The sequence below is a fragment of the Paenibacillus xylanexedens genome (assembly GCF_007680605.1).
GTDB lineage: Bacteria > Bacillota > Bacilli > Paenibacillales > Paenibacillaceae > Paenibacillus > Paenibacillus xylanexedens_B.
Map to the genome: position 1 here is coordinate 100,930 of NZ_VEIO01000008.1, position 24,172 is coordinate 125,101.

General features: G+C 48.9%; 25 protein-coding genes. 4 read left to right on the forward strand and 21 right to left on the reverse strand.

Annotated features, from left to right (window positions below):
• Positions 1-9: 9 nt before the first annotated feature.
• Complete coding sequence (locus tag FS818_RS24025) at positions 10-237, reverse strand: helix-turn-helix domain-containing protein (RefSeq protein WP_090919235.1); 228 nt, start codon at positions 235-237, stop codon at positions 10-12.
• Between the two features lie 330 nt (positions 238-567).
• On the opposite strand from FS818_RS24025, the gene FS818_RS29535 reads away from it, so the two are divergent.
• Entirely contained in the window at positions 568-1,407 is an 840-nt protein-coding gene (locus FS818_RS29535; protein ID WP_145335400.1) for a methyl-accepting chemotaxis protein, read from the forward strand.
• A gap of 107 nt (positions 1,408-1,514) precedes the next feature.
• Here the strand turns inward: FS818_RS29535 and FS818_RS24035 are convergent, their stop codons facing one another.
• The 5 genes from FS818_RS24035 to FS818_RS24055 form a co-directional block, all read right to left on the reverse strand.
• Positions 1,515-2,531, reverse strand: coding sequence for a YhcN/YlaJ family sporulation lipoprotein (locus FS818_RS24035; RefSeq protein ID WP_145335402.1), 1,017 nt, complete (start codon positions 2,529-2,531; stop codon positions 1,515-1,517).
• Between the two features lie 209 nt (positions 2,532-2,740).
• Positions 2,741-3,781, reverse strand: a complete 1,041-nt coding sequence (locus FS818_RS24040; protein WP_186375581.1) for a DUF4340 domain-containing protein — start codon at positions 3,779-3,781, stop codon at positions 2,741-2,743.
• Entirely contained in the window at positions 3,778-5,172 is a 1,395-nt protein-coding gene (locus tag FS818_RS24045; protein WP_145335406.1) for a GldG family protein, read from the reverse strand. The genes FS818_RS24040 and FS818_RS24045 overlap by 4 nt, the downstream gene beginning before the upstream one ends.
• Before the next feature lie 4 nt (positions 5,173-5,176).
• Complete coding sequence (locus FS818_RS24050) at positions 5,177-5,893, reverse strand: ABC transporter permease subunit (protein ID WP_145335408.1); 717 nt, start codon at positions 5,891-5,893, stop codon at positions 5,177-5,179.
• The gene (locus FS818_RS24055) at positions 5,890-7,062 is read right to left on the reverse strand and encodes an ABC transporter ATP-binding protein (protein WP_145335410.1); all 1,173 of its coding nucleotides are present in this window, start codon (positions 7,060-7,062) and stop codon (positions 5,890-5,892) included. The genes FS818_RS24050 and FS818_RS24055 overlap by 4 nt, the downstream gene beginning before the upstream one ends.
• Before the next feature lie 229 nt (positions 7,063-7,291).
• On the opposite strand from FS818_RS24055, the gene FS818_RS24060 reads away from it, so the two are divergent.
• Positions 7,292-8,365, forward strand: a complete 1,074-nt coding sequence (locus tag FS818_RS24060) for a glycosyltransferase family 4 protein (protein ID WP_186331871.1) — start codon at positions 7,292-7,294, stop codon at positions 8,363-8,365.
• Between the two features lie 277 nt (positions 8,366-8,642).
• Here FS818_RS24060 and FS818_RS24065 read toward each other — a convergent pair whose 3' ends face one another.
• Together FS818_RS24065 and FS818_RS24070 are read right to left on the reverse strand one after the other, a co-directional pair.
• Positions 8,643-10,133 carry a DHA2 family efflux MFS transporter permease subunit gene (locus FS818_RS24065; RefSeq protein WP_145335414.1) on the reverse strand — a complete coding sequence of 497 codons (1,491 nt, stop codon included), beginning with the start codon at positions 10,131-10,133 and terminating at the stop codon, positions 8,643-8,645.
• A 239-nt stretch (positions 10,134-10,372) separates the two neighbouring features.
• On the reverse strand, positions 10,373-10,804 hold the full coding sequence (locus FS818_RS24070) for a hypothetical protein (RefSeq protein ID WP_186375582.1): 432 nt from the start codon (positions 10,802-10,804) through the stop codon (positions 10,373-10,375).
• Positions 10,805-10,924: 120 nt separating this feature from the next.
• Here FS818_RS24070 and FS818_RS24075 point away from each other — a divergent pair, with 120 nt between their 5' ends.
• Together FS818_RS24075 and FS818_RS28970 are read left to right on the forward strand one after the other, a co-directional pair.
• On the forward strand, positions 10,925-12,163 hold the full coding sequence (locus FS818_RS24075) for a glycosyltransferase family 4 protein (protein WP_145335418.1): 1,239 nt from the start codon (positions 10,925-10,927) through the stop codon (positions 12,161-12,163).
• Complete coding sequence (locus FS818_RS28970) at positions 12,160-12,330, forward strand: hypothetical protein (protein ID WP_186331872.1); 171 nt, start codon at positions 12,160-12,162, stop codon at positions 12,328-12,330. The genes FS818_RS24075 and FS818_RS28970 overlap by 4 nt, the downstream gene beginning before the upstream one ends.
• Positions 12,331-12,444: 114 nt before the next feature.
• Here the strand turns inward: FS818_RS28970 and FS818_RS24080 are convergent, their stop codons facing one another.
• The 13 genes from FS818_RS24080 to FS818_RS24140 form a co-directional block, all read right to left on the reverse strand.
• A complete protein-coding gene (locus FS818_RS24080) occupies positions 12,445-12,999 on the reverse strand; it encodes a GNAT family N-acetyltransferase (RefSeq protein ID WP_145335420.1) in 555 nt (184 codons plus the stop codon).
• Between the two features lie 248 nt (positions 13,000-13,247).
• Positions 13,248-13,964, reverse strand: a complete 717-nt coding sequence (locus FS818_RS24085; RefSeq protein ID WP_145335422.1) for a glycosyltransferase — start codon at positions 13,962-13,964, stop codon at positions 13,248-13,250.
• Between the two features lie 277 nt (positions 13,965-14,241).
• A complete protein-coding gene (locus tag FS818_RS24090) occupies positions 14,242-14,958 on the reverse strand; it encodes a glycosyltransferase (RefSeq protein WP_145335424.1) in 717 nt (238 codons plus the stop codon).
• A complete protein-coding gene (locus FS818_RS24095) occupies positions 14,955-15,896 on the reverse strand; it encodes an NAD-dependent epimerase/dehydratase family protein (RefSeq protein ID WP_145335426.1) in 942 nt (313 codons plus the stop codon). Before FS818_RS24095 ends, FS818_RS24090 begins: the two co-directional genes overlap by 4 nt.
• Complete coding sequence (locus FS818_RS24100) at positions 15,878-16,705, reverse strand: dTDP-4-dehydrorhamnose reductase family protein (RefSeq protein WP_145335428.1); 828 nt, start codon at positions 16,703-16,705, stop codon at positions 15,878-15,880. Before FS818_RS24100 ends, FS818_RS24095 begins: the two co-directional genes overlap by 19 nt.
• Positions 16,702-17,688 (reverse strand): polysaccharide biosynthesis protein, encoded by a 987-nt coding sequence (locus FS818_RS24105; protein WP_090919276.1) that lies wholly within the window; start codon positions 17,686-17,688, stop codon positions 16,702-16,704. The genes FS818_RS24100 and FS818_RS24105 overlap by 4 nt, the downstream gene beginning before the upstream one ends.
• Positions 17,681-18,772, reverse strand: coding sequence for a non-hydrolyzing UDP-N-acetylglucosamine 2-epimerase (gene wecB, locus FS818_RS24110; protein ID WP_090919756.1), 1,092 nt, complete (start codon positions 18,770-18,772; stop codon positions 17,681-17,683). The genes FS818_RS24105 and wecB overlap by 8 nt, the downstream gene beginning before the upstream one ends.
• A 66-nt stretch (positions 18,773-18,838) precedes the next feature.
• On the reverse strand, positions 18,839-20,464 hold the full coding sequence (locus tag FS818_RS24115) for a glycosyltransferase family 4 protein (RefSeq protein ID WP_222128838.1): 1,626 nt from the start codon (positions 20,462-20,464) through the stop codon (positions 18,839-18,841).
• A gap of 78 nt (positions 20,465-20,542) precedes the next feature.
• Positions 20,543-21,685 carry a CgeB family protein gene (locus FS818_RS24120; RefSeq protein ID WP_260984822.1) on the reverse strand — a complete coding sequence of 381 codons (1,143 nt, stop codon included), beginning with the start codon at positions 21,683-21,685 and terminating at the stop codon, positions 20,543-20,545.
• A 64-nt stretch (positions 21,686-21,749) separates the two neighbouring features.
• The gene (locus FS818_RS24125) at positions 21,750-22,844 is read right to left on the reverse strand and encodes a CgeB family protein (protein ID WP_145335432.1); all 1,095 of its coding nucleotides are present in this window, start codon (positions 22,842-22,844) and stop codon (positions 21,750-21,752) included.
• A 344-nt stretch (positions 22,845-23,188) separates the two neighbouring features.
• Entirely contained in the window at positions 23,189-23,527 is a 339-nt protein-coding gene (locus FS818_RS24130) for a hypothetical protein (RefSeq protein WP_145335434.1), read from the reverse strand.
• A 1-nt stretch (position 23,528) separates the two neighbouring features.
• The gene (locus FS818_RS24135; protein WP_145335436.1) at positions 23,529-23,828 is read right to left on the reverse strand and encodes a hypothetical protein; all 300 of its coding nucleotides are present in this window, start codon (positions 23,826-23,828) and stop codon (positions 23,529-23,531) included.
• On the reverse strand, positions 23,825-24,166 hold the full coding sequence (locus FS818_RS24140) for an alpha-helical endospore appendage domain-containing protein (protein WP_145335438.1): 342 nt from the start codon (positions 24,164-24,166) through the stop codon (positions 23,825-23,827). Before FS818_RS24140 ends, FS818_RS24135 begins: the two co-directional genes overlap by 4 nt.
• Between the last annotated feature and the right edge of the window lie 6 nt (positions 24,167-24,172).

Here is a 24,172-nt window from a genome sequence, read left to right on the forward strand (position 1 = left end):
ATTCGCAGGCTAAATCTTAAGTTCTCCGAGCTTGATTAGCTCTACAACTGCCTGCGAACGACCCTTAACATTGAGTTTCTGCATCACATTGGAGATATGGTTACGCACCGTTTTCTCGCTGATGAATAACTGCCCTGCGATGTCACGCGTTGTTTTGTCCTGAACCAGCAATTCGAATACTTCGCGTTCACGGTGGGTTAACAAAAATTTGCTTTTATGATGATCGATACCCTTCAATGTTCACCCCTCCTTGCTCGGGTTGTGTTGGTGTAACAAGGTTAAGGGGATACAGTCAACTCATCTTATGTCAGATCAAGGGCGTTGGTTCAGTTTTATAAGAAAAATGGGCAGTTGAATGGGTATTTTAAGCGTGCCAGCACATAACAATCCATTTAAGCAATCACTGCTTGTTCCATTTTCATTGTGAAAGAATAAGTGAATTCTGTACGCTTGCGACATTTCAAATTCGTGCTTAATCATTTATTCATTTTCTTCACAAGAGAGCCGATATACCTAAAACAACTTGTATTACAATTGATAGCCTTCCATAAAAGGAGCCACACATTAATGGACATTATCCAAGCACTAATTGAAAGCATGCCTTATTTTCGGGCAGCCATCCGACAAGATGTGACACTATCCTTAATTGATCGAGAGAAATATCTGTACTTCTCTTCAGGAGAATCGCTGAAGGAACTGAGATTTAAGACGGGAGATCCCCTCCCTGAGGCAAATCGGAATTTTGCCGATCTGAAGAACGGCACAACAACGACATACAGTCACTTTCCGAAGGAGGTATTTGGCATTCCCTTTGATGTTGCTTTCATCCCTGTCAAAAATGCCGTTAACGAGATTGTCGCTGTATTTACCCTCGTATATAGCATGGAAGATCAGGATAAGCTACAGCAACTCATGAACATCGTTGAAGGACTAACCAGCCAACTGGTGGACAGTGTGCAGCATGTTGCAGCTCATTCGGAAGAGCTGAGCGCTACCTCTGAAGAGATGCTAGGCAATACCAAAAAAGCGGTTCAGACTTCTGGCGGTGTAACTCAGGTTGCTGGATTTATTCGTGAGATCTCCGAGCAGACGAACTTACTGGGCCTTAATGCGGCCATTGAAGCCGCACGTGTCGGTGATGCAGGAGCCGGTTTTGGTGTAGTAGCCAAGGAGATTCGGAAACTGTCTGTTGATACTAAAAACGCCACTAATGAAATTGAGAAGTCCCTTCTGACGGTGAGACAGTCCATCCAATTGTTAGATAATGACCTTGGCGAAATTACGGCAAGTTCACAGGAACAGGCTGAGCTCGTCAGCGAATTTATGGAAACGATTAACCACTTGAACGCAACGACCAAAGAGTTAAAGAAATTCATGCAACAATTAATTAGCATTCATGAATCTTAAATAGATATTTAGTGTTTTTGACCAAGTAATGTACTTATGTAAAAACAAATGTGCCTTTGCAGTGGATAGACATCTTCTGCAAAGGCATATTTGTTCATTTCACCGTCCTACCGAGTCATACGGTTCATCATGCCGCCATCATTATGGTTACGATTCATTAAGCCATCGTGGTTGCGATTCATGACGCCATCACCCAGGATACCGTCACGGTTATGGGTATCACCTGCGTTGGTCGGGAAAATACGCTCTACCATCGACTGGAACGTATCAATCATGCCGCTGACTGGCTTACCGTTGCGCAGATCAGTTGCATAGTTCTCCACCTGGGCTACGAAATCCGGGTTAGCCGACACATATACGTTCTCCACATTTGGTGCAAACTGCTTGATTTTGGCTGAAATCTTACCTTTAATTTCTACAGGCGTGTTGTCATCCGAACTATCCATCATACGTGGGCGCTCGCTTCTCGTGCCATACTGACTTTCGTTCATCGGACGGGCTTTGCCACTATCCGTCAAGCCACGCATCATTCCGATTGTTCCCGTGCCCATCGTGCCATAGATTCCGCGATCATTGCCCATATGGCTACGGTCTGTTGCTGTACCCGTATTAAGTCCCGGAGCGATTCCGCTTGTGCTGTATGGGGAATTTGTGCCCGAACCGCCATGAACGCGCATACCGCCCATATCCTCATTCATCAAGCCACCACGCATCGTATCGCTGGCATGGTTACGCATGGTGCCATTCAGACGACTCCCCGGTTGACCAATCGATTTGCTACCCAGCTTGCCTGCATGTCCATGAGCCAGACGCACAGCAACATAAGCATTACGATCCGTTAACATGACGTGAGCAGACTCGACTTCCTTCATTTCAGTAATGCGCTTTGCAAGCTCATCGCTTGATCTCAGGTCTGTGACATTGTGCATCCGGTAACTTTTTGCACGGATGCCGTCCATGCCGTTGGTTTCGACGCCGTAACGATTAATACCATGAGCTTGTTCCCGAACACTTTGAGTATGCATGTTATTATCGCGATTCCCACAACCCGTCAATCCGGCCATTACAAAAATTGCAGTAGACAATGATAACGTAATCGCTGTTGCCTTTTTGACTGTTGGCATGTAATGTTCATCCTCCAATGTGGTTGGTTTCGTTCACATAGATAGGATGCACGTATACAGTTATCGATATGCTGAAAGGATATGGCACTCTGACCTGACAAGCTGGCTCACTTTTACAGGTTTATGTAATTCAACATTATACTTTTTTCCCAAGCAAAAGAAAAAAACAGTGCTGCATCTATTGCAGCACTGCTCTGTTCTAACTTTCCTCACTTCTTGGATGTCTCGGACGTTGCAGGCTCCGAAGACACAGTTGAGGTTTTGAGCTTTTCCGCAACCTTCTCTACTTCTTTCAGACCAGCCGCATCCATCGCATAGGCCCACCCTTCATCCGGAGTGATCAACCAGATCGTATCTGGCTCGGAAGGGACTGTCAGCAATCGATACACCGCCGTGACCGCCTTTCCGTCCACTTGCTGCTCTACAGACAGCGTGGAACGAGGAATTCCCCCTGTTAACTCGGATACTTTGCGAACGTCATCGGACGTAGTCAGATTTTTAATCTGGCTGATCAGGGATATCGCATCTTCGGCCTTAATGGACTTGCCATTTAAGGTCCAAGTATGTTCGGATGCCGTATCCCCTTCCCCCGATGCCTTCAGCATCCAGCTCGATGCTTCGCCTTCCCACTCCAACGTACACACATTAGATTCATCCATATTGAATGGAGTTGTATCCAGCAGTTGGCGGCGTGTGAGAGCCATATTGGTCACGGCATCATTTTTCACAGCGACAACTGCTCCTGAATTGACTTGAACATAATGCGTATCCCCCGCAGGCAACTGGCTACCGATCGCAAGCTTGAACTCTTGTCCGTCTTTCGCTTTGATATCCAGGCGTGTAGCCGTCGTGCCCAAGCCGTACTTTGCTACATCCTTTGGCGACTCTTCGACAACCATCTCCTGATCTGCGCTACTTATCGCATCAAGCCAGCTGCCAACGCTATATTCATTCAGCGGATAGTCCTTCGGCTCCGTCATATGCCAGACGCCATCCTTTAGCTCTAACGTTGACACAGCATCTGAACCTGTACCTGCATCTGTACCTGCATCTGTACCTGTACCTGTACCTGTGCCAGGCTTATCTTTAGTCCCCTCATGTAGCGTAATGGCCTGAATATCCGCTGAAGATATGCCAAGAAGTTTGGCCTGCACCGCCTCTTCTTCCCGAAAATAATTCTGATTGGCAGCATACACCCAGCCTGCAATCAATATAACAACGACCACCATCGTTGGTATTAATTTTTTCATACCCGTCTGCGCCTCCACCATAAGAGTATACCGATGATCACAAAGACAAGCGGGAATGCTACAATCGCTGCAAAAAAGATCGTTCTGGCTTGCTGACCATTCAGATACGCAATCTCATATCCAGCCTGTACGCGTGGACGAATCGTCAGACCGTCTTGTTTTTCACTCAAATAATTCACGGTATTCAAAATAAAATCCCGATTGCCGCCATTCGCAATTTCCGAATCCTGCATGAAAATGGACGACCCCAGAATGACGGCTTTGGGTTTGCCGTCACTCGTATCTGCGGCATAGCCAAGTTCGACAGGGCCTTGGATGTCCACATCCTTATCATTGTTCGTTTCATTTTGCAGCAAACCGCTAATATTGGTCTCTCCGTAACTGTCATCCGACGAATGCATCAATGGAGACAGCTTGTATTTGTCCTGCTCCTTGCTGGTCAGTGCAATCGACAAAGACAGCATCGGGTACAGTTTGTTCTGAGCAAGCTTGTCTGTGATCGCATGACTGCCGTACTCCGGAACTACCCACAGCGGCCCCATTGTGCTGGCCTGTTTGTTATCCACCATAACCGCATGCTCATCAACTACGCCGTAGTCTGCGATCAACGCATCGATATTTTTCCAACTGGACTTCATATCTTCCGCAAAGCCAAGGGATAATAACAGCTTACCGCCATTGCTCATGTATGCCCGCACAGCCTTAAGTTCAGCATCACTCAGATCACGCTGTGGCCCGATAATAGCGAGTACATCGGCATCATCAGGAACTTTGCCAGCCTGGTTCAGCTGTAACTCTTCTGTTGAGACATTATTCTGTTCCAGTGAAGACCGCAATGTTCCCATCTGATCCAGACTCAGTTCTTCATGTCCGGTCAGAAACACCATTTTTTTCGTCTCCGTGGAGGAAAGGTTCATCAATGCCTGTGTTAATTTCTCCTCACCTGTAAATTGGTAAGACCCATCGCTTCCATCTCCGTTTGCGGTAAACAGGCTGGCAATATCGATGACCTTATGACGGTCTCCCTGCTCCAGCACAATCGAGCTGCCTGTGATCCCGTATTTGGAGGCAAGCGCAGGTTCCTGCGTCAAGTTGTACTGTTTCATTTTCAGCTTGCTGCTACGTTTGGTATACTCTTCAACCGTATCCGCCACTTCGCGGTTCAGGACGGTATTGTTTACATTTTCAACCGTTAATACGAGAATATTCACGTCATCTTTGACATTTTTGATCGCCGTTAGTGACTGGTCAGATAGTGTATATTGTTTATTCGAGGTCAGGTCGAGCTGGAAGCCGCCAAGCGAATTCAGGAACAGGGTTAGCAAAATAAAGATGCCAATCACCGCGACGGACAAGACGGTACTATTGGTATGACTTAACCATTTTTTCATCTTCTCACCTCCACCGCTTCCGTTCCACAATTTGAATACTTAACAATAAAAACACACCCGTAAGTGTGACATAGTATAGAACATCCGGTCCGCTGAGCACACCTTTGGTAAAATTGTCAAAGTGCCTCGTCAGCGCAAACGGATCAAGCCACTTCTGCAAAGCAGAGCCCGTATTGCCTGCAAATGAATCAAGCATCCACAAAACGAGCAACATAATAAAACCCGCCACCGCAGATACCATCTGATGCTGCGATAACGTGGAAGCAAATAGTCCAATCGCCATCATGCTCGCCCCGAGGAAGAACAAACCAAGGGCAGACAACCAGACGGATGTCAGATCCAGTTTCCCGTAGAAAGACATGATAAATGGATACACCAGACTGCACAAAATGAGCACGAGCAAAATGGCGAGTGAAGCCAAATACTTTCCAAAAACAATCTCAGTTACTCGTGTAGGCGAAGTCAGCAACAACTCGTCCGTTCCCTGCCTGAACTCCTCCGCAACGAGTCGCATCGTCAACAATGGCACGACAAAAAGCAGCATGGACAACGTATCCCCCAAGACAAGGCGGTAGTCTACAATGCTCGGCTGAACATATACGAAGCTGGAGTAAAACAACAGACTCGTCATCAGCACGTATACGGCAAAAACAAAATAAGAGGTTGGTGACAGGAAATACCCCTGTAGCTCCTTATTACAGATCGCCATCATTCGTCTCATTGGCTTCCCTCCCCTGAATCCGAACGCGAAGTTTTAGGATCAGACACGTCCTGCGTGTCTGTAGCATCATGATCCCCCGTCTCTTCATGCTTATCGGAAGATGCCTCTGGGGAGGTGCTTGTCTTCAGTTGATCGACATTCTGGGTATGTTCTGTAGGATTAGCTACATCCTCCGTTCCGACAGGTTCGGATGTCGTTAACTTCAGGAATATTTGCTCCAAGCTCAGGTTCTCGCGTTTCATCTCCAGAATAGGCAAACCTGCACCCGATAACAGATAAAACAGCTCTTCCCGGAAATCCTCGGACGTGTCTCCGGTGAGTCTTACGTGAACAGTAGAAGGTACATGAGATGTTGTATCGTCAGAGGATGAAGACAACGAAGACGTTGATGATATTGGAATGATTTCACTTTTAGCCTTCTCCCAAGGATTCAATACCTGCAGCAGTTGTTGCTCCGTTGCTTTGACTTCAAGGGACACTTTGAAACGATCCCCCACTGCAGACCCAAGTTCCTGCGGAGATCCATCGAGCACAAGCCTCCCTTGATTAATAATCAGCATTCGGTTACATAGTGTGCTTACCTCAGGCAAAATATGCGTGCTGAGTAACACGGTATGATTTTCACCCAATTCCCGAATCAAATCCCGAATTTCGATAATCTGGTTCGGATCAAGTCCAGAGGTAGGTTCATCCAGCACCAGCAGGTCTGGCTTATGTATGATCGCTCCTGCTAATCCCAGCCGTTGTTTATAACCTTTGGATAATCCGCGCACCAGTTGTTTTTCCCTGCCCTGCAATCCCAGCCTGCTGACCATCTCGCTAATCCGAAGTTTGACCTCACGCGCCGGGACGTCCCTCAGTTTAGCGACAAATTTAAGATATGACTGCACCGTCATATCTGGATAAAGCGGCGGCGTTTCGGGAAGATACCCGATCTTCGAGCGAACACTTCGCCCCTGATCATGCACCGATACACCATCGACCAGCACCGAGCCTTCACCGGGATGCAAGTACCCTGTAATCATTCGCATCGTCGTCGTTTTTCCAGCACCGTTGGGTCCCAAAAATCCAACGATCTCGCCTCGCTCCATGGTGAAGTCCAATTGGTGCACACCGCGCTTGCCCTCGTACACTTTGCTCACCTGTCTCACTTCGAGCACGTCCTTCATCCTTTCCCGTTAAAAATGCCCATGAAGCGCAATTAAACACACCATGGGAAGTTCCTTGTATGATATGGCATGTACGCTAACCTCAGCTTAAGAACACTTAAAATAAAGCTTAATTTTTTTTGTCTAAATTGTGAACATCCAGCATTATACCCACACCCCACTCTGGTGCCATACGTAACATACAGTACAGGAGAATGTGCTCCTGACCAAAAGTCAGAGGGTGAATCGTGTGAAAGTATTGTTCACGTTTTATGTTCCCAGCGGCGGTGTGGATACATTGAATCGACTGCGAACCGCTGTATTGAAACGTCATGGCATCGAGGCTCATCTATTGTATTTGAATACAGGCTCAGGCTTGCAGAATAACAGCGATACTCGTATTTTCACCGCCTCCAGTGACCAGGATATACACCATCTGATCCATACCGAGCATTATGATGCGATTATTACCACTTCGGATATTGCCATGCCTGGCCGTTTAAGAGGTCTCGGCTACAAAGGGCGTATTATTTTTGAGGCACAGGGCCTCGGTACCCGGGAACAGGCACTGGAAACAATTAAAATGGCAATCCCTTACCTACGGGCTCATTGCGATGCTGCTGTAATACCGCCAACCGATCATTTGCTAGATATGTTCATCCATATTTGCCCTTGGCTTCATCGTTTTGTTATTCCCAACATGCTGGATACGGATGCTTTTGCCCCAATCGCTGTGGATACTCCGCCCTACCCGGTTCTTGCGTGGGTCGGACGTCTGGAGCACAACAAAAACTGGCGTGAGTTCCTCGAAATTTCCCATGCGATTATTAAAAAGAAACCAAAGGCCAGACTATGGCTCTTCCACGATCCCACCTTGGCTAATCCGGAAGATGAGGTCATGTTTCGGCATATGCTCGCCGAATATGGATTAGAAGATCGCATCGGGATCTTTGTGAACGTTCCCCACTCGGAGATGCCAACCTTCTACTCCATGATTGCTGCTTCAGGGGGGATTATGTTATCCACTTCTTTAGTCGAAGGTTTTGGTTATGCCGTAGCCGAAGCCATTAGCTGTGGTTGCCCAGTACTCAGTACGGATTCGGATGGCGTTCGTTCATTCATTACTCACAACAAAACGGGTAAATTCTATCCGATCGGCAACGTGCAATCCGCAGTAGAAGAAGCTATGGAGCTGATGAACAACAAAAAACTGCGAGAATATATTCGTATCCAGGGAAGACAACATCTGAGCCTGTCCTTTTCACCCGACCGATACGCAACCTCTTTCCGCGAAATGATGACGGCTTTGAGAATTTTTCATTGAAGGTTGCATAACTTGAACTATGGATGATTTACATGGACCACTCCGATGACAGAATAACCATCCAATCGCTGTTATCCCCAGATTTTTTGGACTCCCTTTTCCAAAGGGGAAAATCCGGTGATAAAGGCGAACGCTCCGCTTTTCCTGGTTTTTTCTGTCCTCTCCGTTTCTGTGTAAAAAAATTAGTGCAAGTTATATCGAGAATTGGGTATTCAAAAAGGCAGTCCAAAGCATACGCTTCTGGACTGCCTTCAATTTGTTATATATTAGAAAGTCATTAATGTCCCATCATCATTGCAGGATCAGGGCTATCTCCTGTCTGCAATTCCGGTTCAGGTTCAGCCATACGCTTCGGTTTGCGCAGAATTAGACTCAGCACACAACCGAACAACGCAATACACGCTGCGAGGAAAAACGTATCATTGAATCCGCTCACCAGTCCGTTTACGATATCCGTTTTCTCCGTACCCATTGTGTTACTTGTTACACGAGAGGTAAGAAAACCGGTAAGACCCGCTACCGCAAAGGATACAACGACCTGCTGCGCAGCAGCAGTCAGTGGTGTCACACGTGCCACCAGTTTACGCGGAGCCGCATTCAGTACGTGTGTGTTCAATGGCATCATGGACAAGCCCATACCAAATCCCATCATAAGGAGAGCCGTAATAATAAGACCAAGCCCTGTTGTTGCTGTAATGCTGGACAAAATAAACAACGCTCCTGAGATAATACCCAGACCTACAAAGGCCAGCGGTCTTGCTCCAATCTTGTCAAACAATCGGCCACCAAGTGGCATGGAAATCCCTGAAGCCAGCGCTTGAGGCAGCAGGATTAGTCCTGTCTCCAATGCGGTGTATCCTTTGATCTGTTGCAAATAGAGCGGGATCAGAATCATGGAGCCGAACAAAGCTACTTGGGCTACCCAAGCAAGGACAATACCTCTGGAGAAATCGGAAGAGGCAAACACCCGAAGCTCAAGCAACGGATTCTTTTGACGAAGCTCTACGATAATAAACAGGATCAGCGCTACTCCGCCGACAATAACGCCCGTAAGTGTGGTCGCGGACGTCCAGCTCGTGCCGCCTTCACTTACACCGTAGGCCAGCATGGAGAAAGCAATTGGTGCAAGAATCATACCCAGCAGATCCAGAGCAGGTGTGCGGCCACGGTCGGTATCCGGCAAGAATCGAACACACAGAAGGAAAGCCGCAATACCAATTGGCAGATTAATCAGGAAAATCCAGTGCCAGCTGACCGATTCAATAAACCAGCCGGACAATACCGGACCGAGCGCAGGTGCAAGCAGCATCGGAATACCGAGCATACCCATAATGGACCCTCTGCGTTCCGGCGGAGCCAGACGAAACACCATAGCCATCCCGATTGGAGCAACCATCCCTCCGCCAAGTCCTTGAATGACACGGAATAAAATCAACTGCTCTGGTGATTGAGCAATCGAACACAATACAGAGCCAAGCGTAAACATGGCAATAGTGAATAAAAATACTCTTTTGGCCCCGAAACGGTCGGTCAGCCATCCTGCTAGTGGAATCACAGCGGACAAAGCCAGCGTATACCCTGTAACCGTCCATTGAATGGTCTTCAGGTCTGTCTCGAAGTACTGTACCAGGTTTGGAATAGCTACGTTAACAACCGTGCTATCCAGAATGACCATAATCATGCCGACGATAATCGATAGAAGCGGCAGGATAATCGTTTTGATTGAAAATGCTTCTGTCGCCTGTGGTACTGATGTTTGTTGTTTCACGCACTCACTCTCTTTTCCGGCGTCGCAATGGCATCAGGATGACCCGGCCTGCGGACTGCCTATAATGACGATTGTTCAAACCATCGTTTTAAATCATTGTTTTAAACTTTCGTTTTATACTGGTTTAATTGTAATGAAAATACCTTTGCTGTCAAGCTATTTTTCAAGGCACCAATATATAAAAAAATCGACAAAAAAAGGACCAGGCCCCTTGCCTGCTCCTTATCGTTGTGTACACATTAATCCGCAAGTTTGATCATTTGATGTTCCGACAATACGCCGATGAGCTGTCCGTCCCCGTTGCGACAATAGATTCGAATCAACAGATGGTTGGGTACAGAGCTATTACTTATGATTTTCAACTCACAGATTTCGCCGGACACATTCAGATTACGAATGACATAACTATTGGCTACCGCCCCGGAGCCCGGGTTTACATGAAATAAGTTCCGGTACATTTCTCCGTAAATTCCGCCTACTCCAACGTATACATCTGTTCCTTCCCCATCTCCAACATAAGCAACTTCCACATCCATGTATTTCACAGGAATAAACGTCTGAAGCACATTCTCATGCATCTGGACAATATATACGGCCATTTTGTATCCCTCCTGCGGAGCCTGAATCGTCGCAATTCTCCCTGTAGACAGAATATGTTTCTTCTCGTCCATTGGCATGTACAGTCACCTAATTTTAAGGATTGCAACGGATGCCCGACCTGAACTCCCGCTTATTTCATAGAATAACAGGATAGAAGTTCGGCCTGTGCAGGCCGCGACAAGGAGGTCGTTATGAGAGTTCTGCTCGTTACGTATTGGGAACTAACACATTTGGGAGGCATCTGGACATATATTAAACAACTCGCCGATCGTCTCGCCGCCCTCGGTGTTGAAGTGGACATCATGGGCACAAACAGCGCCAGAAATGAAGTATATGTCCGTAATCTCAATCGTTCATTCTCGAAAGACCTGGTATGGCCCATGCTGCAAGCCAAGCTTAACCCAACGGACCTGCCACAATTCACAGCTGACTCACTGCTGGCCTATTACGAATTGAACAGATATGCTTTTGAGATGGCTGCTTCCTATCTTGGCGTGGAGCATTATGACGTGATTCATGCACAAGACCCTGTTGCAGCGGTAGCCATCAAACGGATTATGAAACGGAACATACCTCTCGTTACAAGTTACCATGGAGCTCTTGCCCGCGAAGCTTTTTATGATGAGCAAAACTCCAACCCGCATCTTACATTATCTTCCTATCTGCAATCTAAACGCGGACGTTATTTCCTCTCTCTGGAGGAACGAAGCGCGGCACTGTGTGAGCTGATTCTCGTATCGAGCCATTGGATCAAAAGTACGGTGACTGAACTCGGCGTGCCGGAGTCCAAATTCAGACAGATTCCGTATGCTGTTGATCTGAAGGCTTATCGCAAAGCCGCGACTGCCAGGTTCCCCCATCGTGCACCTGCGGGCAAAAAGGTTATTGCTTTTACCGGAAGACTGGAATATATCAAAGGCGTACATGTACTAATCAAAGCTCTTGCTACCCTAAAGAAAAGACGTTCGGATTGGATATGTTGGATTGCCGGAGAAGGAAATCTGCTGGAAGAGTTGCGTGGCCAGGCTTCCGCGGCTGGCATTGCGGCTGATATCGTATTCTGGGGCAAGCTGGACAATATCCCTTCTTTCCTCAAACATGCCGATATCTATGTACAACCCAGCCTTCAGGATACACAGCCCTTTTCCGTTACCGAAGCGCAGCTTGCAGGTGTCCCTGTTATCGTCAGTGGTACAGCAGGCATGCCCGAAATGGTCGAAATGGGGCACACCGGGTGGGTCGTTCCCACGCAGGATGCCGATTCACTCAGCGAGTTGCTGCACGCACTGCTTGAAGATGATATAACCCGCAGAAAGGTAGGAGCCGCCGCCAAATCCTGGGCTGAACAACATCGTTCTCTGGAAGAAATGGGACTGCGTACGCTCCAAGTGTATCAAGAAGCCATCTATAGAGGAGGACTTTCGACATGACCCTGCTTGTTCCAAGCGATCTGTATAATCGCTGGTTTTCCGTCCCCGTCTCCACGCCCCACATTGAGGTGGACTACGAGACCATGAACACCCTGATGGAAAAGCTTCCGAAAGGATATGTGTTTCCCGATCCGGTATCCATGGTTATTTTGAATGAAAAGGACTAAAAAATTACTCTCTGAGCATCCTCTTCAAGGCTAATTTGCAAGCATTTACTAAAAGAAGCCACAGATCTAAATCTGCAGCTTCTTTTTCATATCCAATTACATACTTAACTCCCTCTAATCCGAGGCGAGCTTTGAATACATATACAGATCATTAAACGTTTCCCTCGAACCTGGCTCTGCTACACTTCCTGCTCTCTCGTAAGATCTCAGGGTTCCTTCCCGTGTGAATTCTAGTTTCTCCAGCAGTTTGATAGAGTTCACGTTACGGGGATCAACTTTTGCCTCAATCCGATTGAGTTTCAAAGAAGAGAAGCCGTGAGTTAATAGAGCAGAAACAGCTTCGGTTGCATATCCTCTCCCCCAGTAGATTTTGGCCAGATCGTACCCGATCTCGGCTCGCGCTTGTTCATCATCAAGGTAGTTATAACCGCAGGAGCCCATAATTCTGCCTGACTCCTTTTCAATAATCGAGAATCGGATGGCCTGTTTTTCCTCAGCAAGATTAGCAAGCAATTGAATCATGTCTAGCGCTTGTTTTTCATCCGAGAACGGGGAAATATTCATAAATCTGGCGACCGCTGGATCGGACCATACCTGAAACAGATCAGTAGAGTCGGATGCTTTCATTTGACGTAAATGTAGTCTTGTCGTGTGTAATTCGGTAATCAATACGTTAACCTCCATTATCATTAGTTAATAGTCTGGTTATCCGATATTGATATCTGCGCATCATTCAGTCCCTTCTATGTACAAGTTATCTTTCATTATACAGGAAATAAAAAAAGAAGAAGAGCGTGCACCCTTTAGCATCCTAACCATTGCTACTCAAGTGTTCGCTCCCCATGTTCCCTATTTCAGCTACTCATCCTAATGATGCATATTACTCTACTAGATAGACCTGCAACCGCAACCATCCATCATTTCCAGTACCCGCCAACGTGTAGCAAGTTAAGCAGGGTCGGACGGTGCTTCTCCTGAACACGTTCCATCTCCGCAACCAGTTCCTTGAAATGACGTTTCGTGCCCATTGACTCGTGCAGCCGGTAACACATCAGCGGTTCATTGAAATAAAACAGCTCATACAGTGGGAACAGCCTCAGCCACATCTCATAATCATGCGTATACCGAAAATCCGTGTCGAACACCCCAAAGCGCTCAAACGCCTCCATTTCCACCATTACGGTACAGCCATTAATCGGGCATCCTTCCATCAATACCTGCAGCATTTCCAGACGGCTTCCCACCTCGGGCTGCACCGTATCCAGCCATTCGCCATGTTCATTGATGTAATGATACGCCCCGTGACAGAACGAAGCCTTGACATCGAGCATGAATTTTAACTGTTTTTCCACCCGGTTCAGCAGCATCACATCATCCGAGCTGAGCCAGACAAAATAGTCCCCTGTCGCATGTTTGATGCCTTCGTTGAGCGCGGTCGCTGTGCCGCCATTCTCTTTACGAATGTAATGAATCTCATCCATAAAGGGCTGTAGCCGCTCTACATGTTGGGTCGATCCATCATCCACCACGATCACTTCAATATGCGGATACGTCTGATGAAGGGCGCTATGAACGGCCTGCTCGATATATGGACAATTATAAAAAGGAATCACGATCGATACCTTTGGCTCCATCCGGGCATCCCCTTCCTTCTCAAATCTGTGCAAAGCAAACTCTTGCGTCTCCTCCAGTATATGAAGGTTTCAACCAGCAGTATCGGGCATTCAGAGCAGGGTGAATGTACATTTTGCAACGTATTGCAGAACCATCACAGCCCCCGGCATCCTCATGCACCATAGAGTTCATGATTATGCGTACGTCCCGTTCCCTAACCTTTCTCTCTCTCACAAAAGGCTGCGCCAAAGAAGCCGTTAATCAGCACGCAACGCGGCTTCATAACGGCCTCCATCGCTACCCGCCAAGCGCAGCAATACGCTGCAACAACGGTTCGCGATACCTCGACCAGACCATGGACGCTTCTCTGCCGATCACGTCCGCATGACGCACCGACCCCATCCCCCCATGCCAGCGATACGCCGTTAAAGGCTCGTTCAGGTAAGGGAAGCGATGACCGTTAAGCAGCATTCGCAGCCAGAGATCCAGATCATGCGTATAAGGCAACAGTTCATCAAACAGCCCTACGCCGCTGAACAGATCCTTGCGGATCATGACCGTGCATCCGTTGACCGGATTCCCCCCGTTAAAACGGCGTAAACTATCCAGTTCAGACATCGGCTCGGGCCCGCCATGCATTTTGGTCACCGCCGAATGTTCATTGATATAGTGAAAATTCGTATGCGAGACCAGCACATTCTCACGTTGCATGAATTCAAGCTGGTAACGAATTTTGTCAGGATAAAAGAAATCATCCGAGCTCAGCCAAGCCACATAATCACCCGAGGCATGCCGAATGCCGTGGTTTAGTGCCGAGGCGGTGCCGCCGTTGCTTTTGCCAAGCACATTAATCCGGGGCAGATACGGCTGGAGTAGCTCCGCATGTCTTGTTGAGCCGTCATTGACAACGATAACCTCGACCTCGGGGTAGGTTTGATCCAGCGCACTCTGAATCGCCATCGGCACATAAGGGCAATTGTAGAACGGAATCACAATGGATACACGCGGATTCATCCTGTCGTCCTCCCTTGCTGGATACGAACATCACTCAAAATATCGCGTAGCGATGCCTCAAATGAAATCTGCGGTTGCCAGCCCAATTTGCGCAGTTCCGACATTTCCTCCTGTTTCCCTGCTCCGTCCGGCCCGGATGAAGTGCCGTCCCAGCGGATCGGTACGTTGGCTTCGGTCATCATCATCAGCAGATCAGCGATCTCGCCAAGGCTCCGTTCCACCCCAGACACCACCGGATACACCGTGCCGCTGGTGCCATGCACTAGTAAGGTAGCATACGCACGAACCGCATCCCGTACATCCAGAAAATCACGTGTATTATCGCGCCCGGATAGACGAAACGCTTCTGTTTTACCCGTCTGCTCACAAGCAACCACATGGCGGGCAAGCAGAGAGCAGATGCCCGTAGAGGGCCCAGCACCAATCAGATTGCCCGGTTCGGCCAGCATGATCTGCTGACCGAACAGGGACTTCCAAGATAGCGACACCATCTCTTCCAGCGCTTTGCTCAAGCTGTATGGATGTGGTGGCTGGGGTATGCGCCCAGGTTTCGGCGTATACTTGAGCCTGGACCCTACAATCACCGTCCGCGCCTTCGGACAGATGCGTAAAGCATCCAGCAGGTACAGCACCGCCATTACGTTCGTTTCAAGCACTAACAGTGGATCAGCCCAGGAATCCGGTACCGAGTTTTTGCCAGCGAGATGAAGCACATAATCCGGCTCGATCTCCTGAATTAGTTCACGAACTTGTTCCTTATTGTTGAGATCACAGGTGTATACACCTACATTTTCATCAAACGAATACACAGCCGGCCGCCTTACAACGGCTACAACATCCGCGCCGGCACCTTGAAAATAGGTTACGGCATGTCGTCCTGTAAAACCGGACGCGCCTGTAATCAGTACTTTTTTGCCCGTCAGCTCTGCTCCATCCATAATGCCAGCTCCTTCAGCATAGTTGAATAGTCCGGCAGGTTTGTCTTCACGTCCTCACGGGTGGATACCAGCGTGCGATCCTGAACCATGCTATCGTCCGGTATAATCTTCACATCCTGTTTGTTCCAGACTTGCTGGAACAGCACAAGCAGGTCATGTTTGCTGACGGGTGCAGGATGAGCAAGATGGATCAGCCCACTGACTGGAGAATCCAGATAATGGTCTACCCATTTGGCAAGCTCAAGTGTGGTTACGCCATTCCAGAAGACACGTGTGTACCCGCCGACCTCACCAGTACTGGACATAAACCACTGCATCAGACCAATACCACCCTGCCGGATTTCAGGTCCGATAATGGACGTCCGTATCGTCAGATGCCCTTCATCCTGCACCTCACCGAGTGCTTTCGTAATCGCATAGGAGGACGTACCATCTGTCACATCATCCTCCCGATATGCTCCGCGATCACCGCTGAATACACAGTCTGTGCTGATATGGATTAGGCGTGCACCAATGGAATCGGCCATCCGCCGCAGACGATGAGGCAGAAAACCGTTGATGTGATAGGCGCCAATTTTATCCTCATCCGCGAAGCTGTTCAGCACACCAACCGCGTTAATGATGACGTCCGGGTGCACTGCTTCTACAAGCCTGTCGACCATAAAGCTGTCATTCACATCCAGGATCAACCCGTTCGGGTCAGTCACGTCCCGCGTGGTGTAGAAGACGCTGTGCACACCTTGACGGCGGAAATAGTCGACCAGAATATGGCCGGCCATTCCGTTTCCCCCAAGAATCAGCAGCTTCATGATAGAAACCCTCCGCGCTTCAGAATTTCACGAATCTCTTCTTTGGTCATAAGTTGGTGCTCGGAACTAAAGCTGCTGTATGGGACCGGTGGGCAGTTGGTGTAATGTTCACGCAATCCTGGAATGCCGAGCGTAGGCAAAATGACCAGATACTGTTCGTCGTAGACAACCGTTGTCATGCTCTCGAATTCACTCATCAGAATTTCATGGATTTTCTCACCCGGACGAACGCCACGTTCTACAATCGCTACGTTTTCCACACCGGAATCTTCAATGAGCACCTCGGCAAGATCGACAATCTTGCATGTTGGCATCGTCATCACAAAGATTTCACCGCCAACACTTTCTACCGAGGCTTTGAACAGAAGTTTGATCGCATCCTTAAGTGTAAGGAAGAACCGGGTCATGCCCATATCCGTAATGGATACCTGACCTTTTTGGCGAATCTGGTTTTTGAACAGATGCACTACACTGCCGTTCGTGCCAAGCACATTGCCGCCCCGTACCGTGACAAACTTCGTATCACTATGAAGCAGGTTCGCATAAACAATCAATTTCTCACCGATCGCCTTGGTCATTCCATAGAAGTTCGAAGGATTGGCCGCTTTGTCGGTCGAAATATAGATGACTTTTTTCACTTTATTTTCAATCGCCGCTTCGATGACATTCTGTGTGCCGATCACGTTTGTTTTGAGTGCTTCATAAGGCTGGTCTTCACATACCGGCACATGCTTGAGTGCTGCCAGATGGAAAACGTAGTCCACATGCTGGCAGGCCGCCGTCAAGGCATCCTTGTCACGAATATCACCAATGCGGAAATGAAGGCGCGGATCTTCAAAATCACGACTCATCGCTACCTGGCTGGACTCGTTGCGAGAGTACACAATAATTTCTTTTGGCTGCTGGGGCAACAGTTGAGCGACAAGCTCATACCCCCATGATCCCGTACCGCCAGTCACGAGTATACGCTTATTTTCAAACATGCATTTTCCCTCCAAGCAGAAATTTGACCACTTTACTGGACACATCTGTTGCCTTGTAACCTTGCGGACAATCCCAGTCATTTGGCAGTTTGGTCATCACGTTCACACAATCCGCAATGCGCGCGGCATCCAGGCCGGAAACCACGTTGCTGCCACAGTCTACCGTTTCCGGACGTTCTGTCGTACGACGCATCGTTACGGTAGGCACCCCCATGATGCAACATTCCTCCTGAACCGTTCCGCTGTCTGTGAGCGCACAGCGTGCATGTCGCTCCAGCATGACAAAGTCGAAAAATCCAAACGGCTCATGGAATTCCACCAGCGGATGCATCTCCAGCTGCAGATGTTCGGCAATGCGAATCGCCGTTCGCGGATGAATGCTGCATATCACGCGTTGCCCGTGTTCCTCCGCGACTTGATTCAGCCCTTTCATAATCTCCAGCAGATGAGGAGGGTGATCGACATTTTCAGCCCGATGAGCGGTAACGAGAAAATATTGTCCGGGCTTCAGCTTGAGTTTTTTCAGAATTTTGCTGGCATTGACCTGCGGACCGTAATGTTCCATCACCTCGTAGATCGGATTGCCCGTAAGCACAATGCGGCGGCTGGGCACGCCTTCACTGACAAGATGTTTCTTGCTTTGTTCGGTGTAAGGCATGTTGATGGTCGAGATCGCATCAATCACGCGGCGGTTTTTCTCCTCTGGTACATCCAGATCGAAGCAGCGATTGCCAGCCTCCATATGAATTACCGGAATGCCCATACGTTCAGCAAGTACCGCACACAAAGCGCTATTGGTGTCACCAAGCAGGAGCAATTTGTCAGGCTTCTCCTGCTGGATCAAATCTTCCATCTGAGTAAACATCGAGGACAGCTGTCGCCCCAATGAGGCGGCTTCATCCTGAAGAACGTAATCCGGGGCACGAAGACCCATTTCCTTGAAAAAAAGACCGCTGAGACTTTCTGTGAAGTTCTGTCCCGTGTGCACCAGAATATGTTTGGACGCATACTGGTCCAGCTTGGAAATGATCAGGCTGAGCCGAATAATCTCAGGTCTCGTACCCAGCACCGTCATGATCTTCATCGTCATCCCTGCCTTCTGTCGTATATTGGAACCCGTGTGCTTATCGAGTATAAAAAACGGTTTTGATTACCGTGACTTGGAACCTTTACGTGCCATCCGGCTACGTCCCTTGTTCCTCGTAGATCGTCTGCGAGTGGACAACTTCGAGGCTGATGTGTGCCGCCTTTTCACTTTACGAGTACGAGCCGAACGGCTCTTCTTCCCGATTCGAATCGTCCGTTTCAGCTTTTTGAGCTTGCGGCGAGAAGCGGGAACCTTTCTTTTACGATGGCGTTTACCTACATGAATTTCCGGCTCGGTCCGTTGATCCTCTTCGCGGGGTTTCCCGGCTCCCTCCCCCTGCTGTGTTACGGTGACTGGAGGCAACGAAGAACGAGGAAGAAGCTGTACAATACTCTCTGGAAGCAACAACGTTCGAATAAGGGCCGGATCGGGATTAAGCACTGTACGCAGTCCGCCTTCTCCCCACGCCAGCACAGGACCGCTCGGTGGCTGGATATACGTGAACCATCCGGGAAAACGCAATAACCACTGTGTGACCATCGTATGCAACTTCACCCGGTAGGTTTCGATTCCGTACAGCTTTTCCGCTTCTGTCCGGTTACGCCATCCGGTATCGGAAGCAAGCTCGGAATCATTCAGCAACGTCGTAGCCAGCGTAACGAGCGCATCGCTATCCCCGGGCGGAGCCAGAAATGCACCGCTGCCTACGGATTCCATCAATTCACTGAGACCACCCTGGGCAAAAGCGATGACTGGTTTGGCAAAATAAAGCCCCTCCAGCGCAGTCATGCCGAAGCCTTCTTTGACCATGCTGGGAATGACCACGATATCCATTGCGGAGTAAGCCAGCGATACATTTTCCTCAAACGTGGTAAACGTGAAGCGCCTTGAATACCCGGATCGTTTCACCTGGTAAACACATTCGTCGTAATACTTTTTGTCTGACGGTGCGCCAATGATCCAGAAGCGACAACGTGAATGGGTCTCACACAGCTTCAGCGCCATATCAACAAAAGGCTTTAAACCTTTGGCATCATATATAAAGGAAGAAATATAACCGATACAGGTATGCGAAGACTTGAATCTAAGCTCCAACCGTTTTCGCTCACGCAGATGAAGCCATCGATCAGGTGCAGGAAGGGAAGGCTCCCATGTCGGAGGAATAATCGTCACCCTGTCACTCATGCCTGCTTGTTTGAACGGTAACGCCGCCGTCTCGGAAATCCCGATAATCCAGTCTGCATAACGGCCAATCATCTGGATCGCTTCGGTTGTATGCTCATTCGTTTGAATAATCTCGGTAATTTTCCAGATGACTGGAATCCCGAGCGATTTTGCCGCTACAGCAGGCATGACATTCACGCAGGTATTGGTCAAAACCATATCCGGCTCGTGACTGCGGATTAGCCAGAGCGCATCCTGAAATGCCGGGGTATTCCGCAGATGTTCCGCATCTTGTGCAATCCCCTGATACGGTGTGTATACACCGTGAAGCATCGGCAGATTACATATATGAACCTGGATGCCAAACCTTCGTGCGAGTCCGGTAAGTTTCCCTTCCTGCGGGGCAACAAGCACACATTCAAAGATCGTGCCAATCTCTCTCATAAAATGAAGCAAAAGCTTCTCCGCCCCTGTAATACTGCGGGTATTACACACATGGGAAAACAGCATCAGTTTGGGTTTCATTGCCATGGCCGCACACGGACCCCGTATACAACTTACAAGCAGATACGGGGTACTGTGCACACCTCCTCCTGGCCGAGATTAAGGGAAAATAATGCTTAACAACTCATTGATTCTTCGGTCATACGTGTGGTCTTTCAACGTCCGTTCAAGTCCTCGCAGGGCAATTTCGCGCCGCTCTTTCTCATGGGTGAGGTAATACTCGACCTTCTCCAGCATCTCTTGCGGTGAAGAATACGTTTCGATCTCTACCCCCGGTTTATAGAAACGAGCCAGATCGTCGCGTGCATCGGTCAACTGCAATGTTGTGCTACCTGCAATCTCGAACGTTCTCGGGTTTGGTGAAGCTGGCGGAATTTTGATCTGATTATTGTTGACCGAATCATCCTCATGGGAGCGATGCAGATTGATAACGATTTTAGTGCCGTTGTAAACTTCATTGGTTTCTTGAGGACTCATCCAGCGACCCAGCTCAATTTTCTCGCCATAAGCCGTATAGTCAGGCAATCGATCCCACCAGATACCGTTAAAGACGGTATTATGCGACATGAGCTGTGGCATAATCGGGTTGAAGAAATACACGCGGTTCCAGTATGCCGAGCCGATAAAGCTGACGTCCCTTTTCAGTGGGGATGGGGTTGTAATTGGGAAGTAGTGGTTCGTAAAGGCGGCGAAAGGCATATAATGCACGGATGCACAGCCATGCTGGCGATATAGTTCTACACAATTCAGTTCCAGTGTGAACACATGATCATAATGCTTCACAATCTCCAGAGTCATGTCGGTATAATACGGATCATCGGTGAGCCAGATCGCCGTCTGAATGCCCGCTTGGCGTATAGCATCGATATGCTCGATAGGGATATCCATCCCGTCAAGCACAAGCACCAGGTCAGGACGGGTTTCCAGCGCAACTTGAGAGACCGGCTGACGGGGATCAGACAGCGTCACCTGAGCAACCATCCCCTGAAGCGTAGACATAATGGCCTCATCCAGCGGAGAGTAAGGGAAACCTTTACCCGAAGAAACATAGAGCACGTGAAGTTGCCGGAAAGGTAGCGGCTCCTGCGCACAATTTACAATATAGTTGGCGCGGCCCCGCAGATACCCTTCTTCTTTGCCTGCGTCAAATCCGGCCTGCCGTCCATTTTTACGAGCCTGATCTGCCAGGCTGAGTATAGGTGGTTGATGAACCTTTCTCGTTTTACGGTGTTTGATAGGCATACCGCCACTCCTTTTTATTTGGGATAACGTTGCTTCCTGATGTTTCTCTTTCACAGAAGGGAAACTACAGATGTCCTAACAACTCGGTAATGCGGCGGTTAAATGTATGACGATTCATGGTGGTGAGCAGACCTCGCCAAGCGATAGTCTGGCGCTCTTCTTCATGATGCAGATAATAGTGGATCTTGCGTTGAAGTTCTGCCGCCGTGCTAAATGTTTCAATGTCATACCCCGGCTGATAATAGCGGGGCAAATCTCCGCGAGTATCGGTAATCTGCATCGTGCCACAGGCAGCGATCTCATAGGTGCGCGGATTGATCGATCGTCCCTGTAGATGGTGGGTGTTTCGATTATCCTCACCATTCTCGCAGGTTCGGTGTACGTTAATCACGATTTTGGCGCCATTGTAATAATCGACGGTTGCCTCCGGGTTAATCCACCCTTCGTGAATAAACTGCCCCAGTACATCCAGCCGTGCCAGCCGGTTCCACTGACTTCCGGCAATAAACACCTTCTTATCTGCAAGATAAGGCGCAAGCTGATTAAACAGATCAATCCGGTTCCAGAATCCCGTGCCAATAAAGCAAATATCGTACTGAAACTGGGGCTCTGTGCGTCGCGGATGATACATGCCTGGATTTACAGCCAGCGGCATGTAAATGACCCGCCTTGCTCCCTGGTTTGTGTAGAAGGGCACAGCCGCCTCTTCATGCGTAAACACGATGTCGTAATGCTGACAGATGGTTGCAGTATCCTCTGTGAAATAGGGATCATCGACAAACCACACGGCCGTCCGAATCCCCAGTACACGTATTCCCTTTACCTGCTCCAGATGATCCTCGGGAAATACGTGCAGGCCGTTCATCACCAGAACAACATCAGGCCGGTGCTGACTGGCTTCTTGCAACATCGCTGCTGGCGATCCAACAACGCATTCTCGAACCGACTGTTGCAGTGCCAGAATGACACCCTGATCAATGGCATCGAATCCCTGCGGGATATACAGTACCTTCATGTCCCGCAGAGTCGGTTCAAACGGCTGCACCCGCTCCATGATGGCCTGACAGCCGCCAAACCTGCGGCCTTCTGCATATCCGCCGCGGTAGGCCGCCTCCGCTTCAGTCAGCGGGCGGTGTCTTCGTTTTGCCACATTCTTCACCCTGTCTTCCTTCAAGGAGATCTCATTCCTGACTCTCCACGAGATTGGTCTTCCCTCTAAAGGATATGCCTCGGGGTCAGATGCATCATGGACGGGTGTCCTGCAAGGCTCAAAATTGGCGTCTGCCCTCCATGTTCGCCTGCACGGGCATGTCCGCTATTGTGGTCATGCAAAGAGCCCGGAGGGATCTGTCCCTCCGGGCTGTAGCCTTAACCTGTATGTTCGCCATAAGCAATCATCGAGATATGGTTGTCATTCGCTGTTTTCTTTAACCGAAATATCCGCATCATTTGTATCTTTTATAACATTGTCAATATCAGCTGTGTCTTGAACAGCTCCATCGATTACTGCGCTTTGTATGCCAGTTGATGTCCGTCCTCGAATCCCTTGGCGAAACCCGCGTTGAATCCCTCGTTGTACGCCTCGTTGTACCCCTGACTGTACGCGCTGTCCGGGTTTGGATCGGTAGGGGTAACCGGGGCGACAGGTCGAACAATTTTTTTGTTCCGGTGCCTCTGCACCGCACGTTTCTTTTTTTTCAGCCACGCACTGCGTCCTTTGCCTGTACGTTTGTGGACAACACGTTTCGATTTCAGCGCACGCAGCTTGCGGATCTTACGCAAGCGGGCGCCACGCGCTAATAAAGCACGTTTGGATTTCAATCTGGACTTCTTTTTTAACATATCAGCATTCCTCCTGTAGGTCCCCGGCGGTACGAACGACACATCCGGGGTCTTTGAGCCAAGGCAGACCTGGCTCTCCATGGCGAATTCGGGTCAGTCTGATCCCCGTAATCATGCGAGACATCTCTTCCTGATAACGACTAAGCAGACGTATATTCTCCGCGAGACTTCGGGCGGATATTTCCGAATGAGAAGACACACTGGCTACACTGTCCAGAATGCGGGCGAGTGCCTGCTGGCTATGTGCAATCGATTCGATGAGTGCCAGTTTGACCTCCTGCTCACGCTGCAACAAACTCATTTTCCCAGATCCCCGAGATCCATGCCGCCAAACATGCCCCCGTCCATGCCGCCGCCATCTTCGCTGTCATTCTGGACCATCACGGCTTTAAGGTTGTTGCACAGTCCCGTTTCCATGCGCGTTAATCCTTCCAGCAGCTCCACCAGCTGCTCATGCATTTTAAGCGGTTCACCAACCTGATCGCCATGAGTTAAAAAGCTGTCCCCGTTCAGATGATTCAGCGTCCAATTCCGTACCTTTTCCGCCTCAATGGCTTTGGCTTCCAGAATCAACGCAATGTTCCACTGCATCTTGGCTGCAGCATCCAGCATCAAAATGAGACTTTGTTCTCTGCTCATGTTTCA

Coding starts and splice junctions, on each gene's coding strand:
- FS818_RS29535 (WP_145335400.1), top strand. CDS start 568: ATGGACATTATCCAAGCACTAATTGAAAGCATGCCTTATTTTCGGGCA.
- FS818_RS24035 (WP_145335402.1), bottom strand. CDS start 2,531: ATGCCAACAGTCAAAAAGGCAACAGCGATTACGTTATCATTGTCTACT.
- FS818_RS24040 (WP_186375581.1), bottom strand. CDS start 3,781: ATGAAAAAATTAATACCAACGATGGTGGTCGTTGTTATATTGATTGCA.
- FS818_RS24045 (WP_145335406.1), bottom strand. CDS start 5,172: ATGAAAAAATGGTTAAGTCATACCAATAGTACCGTCTTGTCCGTCGCG.
- FS818_RS24050 (WP_145335408.1), bottom strand. CDS start 5,893: ATGAGACGAATGATGGCGATCTGTAATAAGGAGCTACAGGGGTATTTC.
- FS818_RS24055 (WP_145335410.1), bottom strand. CDS start 7,062: ATGAAGGACGTGCTCGAAGTGAGACAGGTGAGCAAAGTGTACGAGGGC.
- FS818_RS24070 (WP_186375582.1), bottom strand. CDS start 10,804: ATGGACGAGAAGAAACATATTCTGTCTACAGGGAGAATTGCGACGATT.
- FS818_RS24075 (WP_145335418.1), top strand. CDS start 10,925: ATGAGAGTTCTGCTCGTTACGTATTGGGAACTAACACATTTGGGAGGC.
- FS818_RS28970 (WP_186331872.1), top strand. CDS start 12,160: ATGACCCTGCTTGTTCCAAGCGATCTGTATAATCGCTGGTTTTCCGTC.
- FS818_RS24085 (WP_145335422.1), bottom strand. CDS start 13,964: ATGGAGCCAAAGGTATCGATCGTGATTCCTTTTTATAATTGTCCATAT.
- FS818_RS24090 (WP_145335424.1), bottom strand. CDS start 14,958: ATGAATCCGCGTGTATCCATTGTGATTCCGTTCTACAATTGCCCTTAT.
- FS818_RS24095 (WP_145335426.1), bottom strand. CDS start 15,896: ATGGATGGAGCAGAGCTGACGGGCAAAAAAGTACTGATTACAGGCGCG.
- FS818_RS24100 (WP_145335428.1), bottom strand. CDS start 16,705: ATGAAGCTGCTGATTCTTGGGGGAAACGGAATGGCCGGCCATATTCTG.
- FS818_RS24105 (WP_090919276.1), bottom strand. CDS start 17,688: ATGTTTGAAAATAAGCGTATACTCGTGACTGGCGGTACGGGATCATGG.
- wecB (WP_090919756.1), bottom strand. CDS start 18,772: ATGAAGATCATGACGGTGCTGGGTACGAGACCTGAGATTATTCGGCTC.
- FS818_RS24115 (WP_222128838.1), bottom strand. CDS start 20,464: ATGAAACCCAAACTGATGCTGTTTTCCCATGTGTGTAATACCCGCAGT.
- FS818_RS24120 (WP_260984822.1), bottom strand. CDS start 21,685: ATGCCTATCAAACACCGTAAAACGAGAAAGGTTCATCAACCACCTATA.
- FS818_RS24130 (WP_145335434.1), bottom strand. CDS start 23,527: ATGTTAAAAAAGAAGTCCAGATTGAAATCCAAACGTGCTTTATTAGCG.
- FS818_RS24135 (WP_145335436.1), bottom strand. CDS start 23,828: ATGAGTTTGTTGCAGCGTGAGCAGGAGGTCAAACTGGCACTCATCGAA.
- FS818_RS24140 (WP_145335438.1), bottom strand. CDS start 24,166: ATGAGCAGAGAACAAAGTCTCATTTTGATGCTGGATGCTGCAGCCAAG.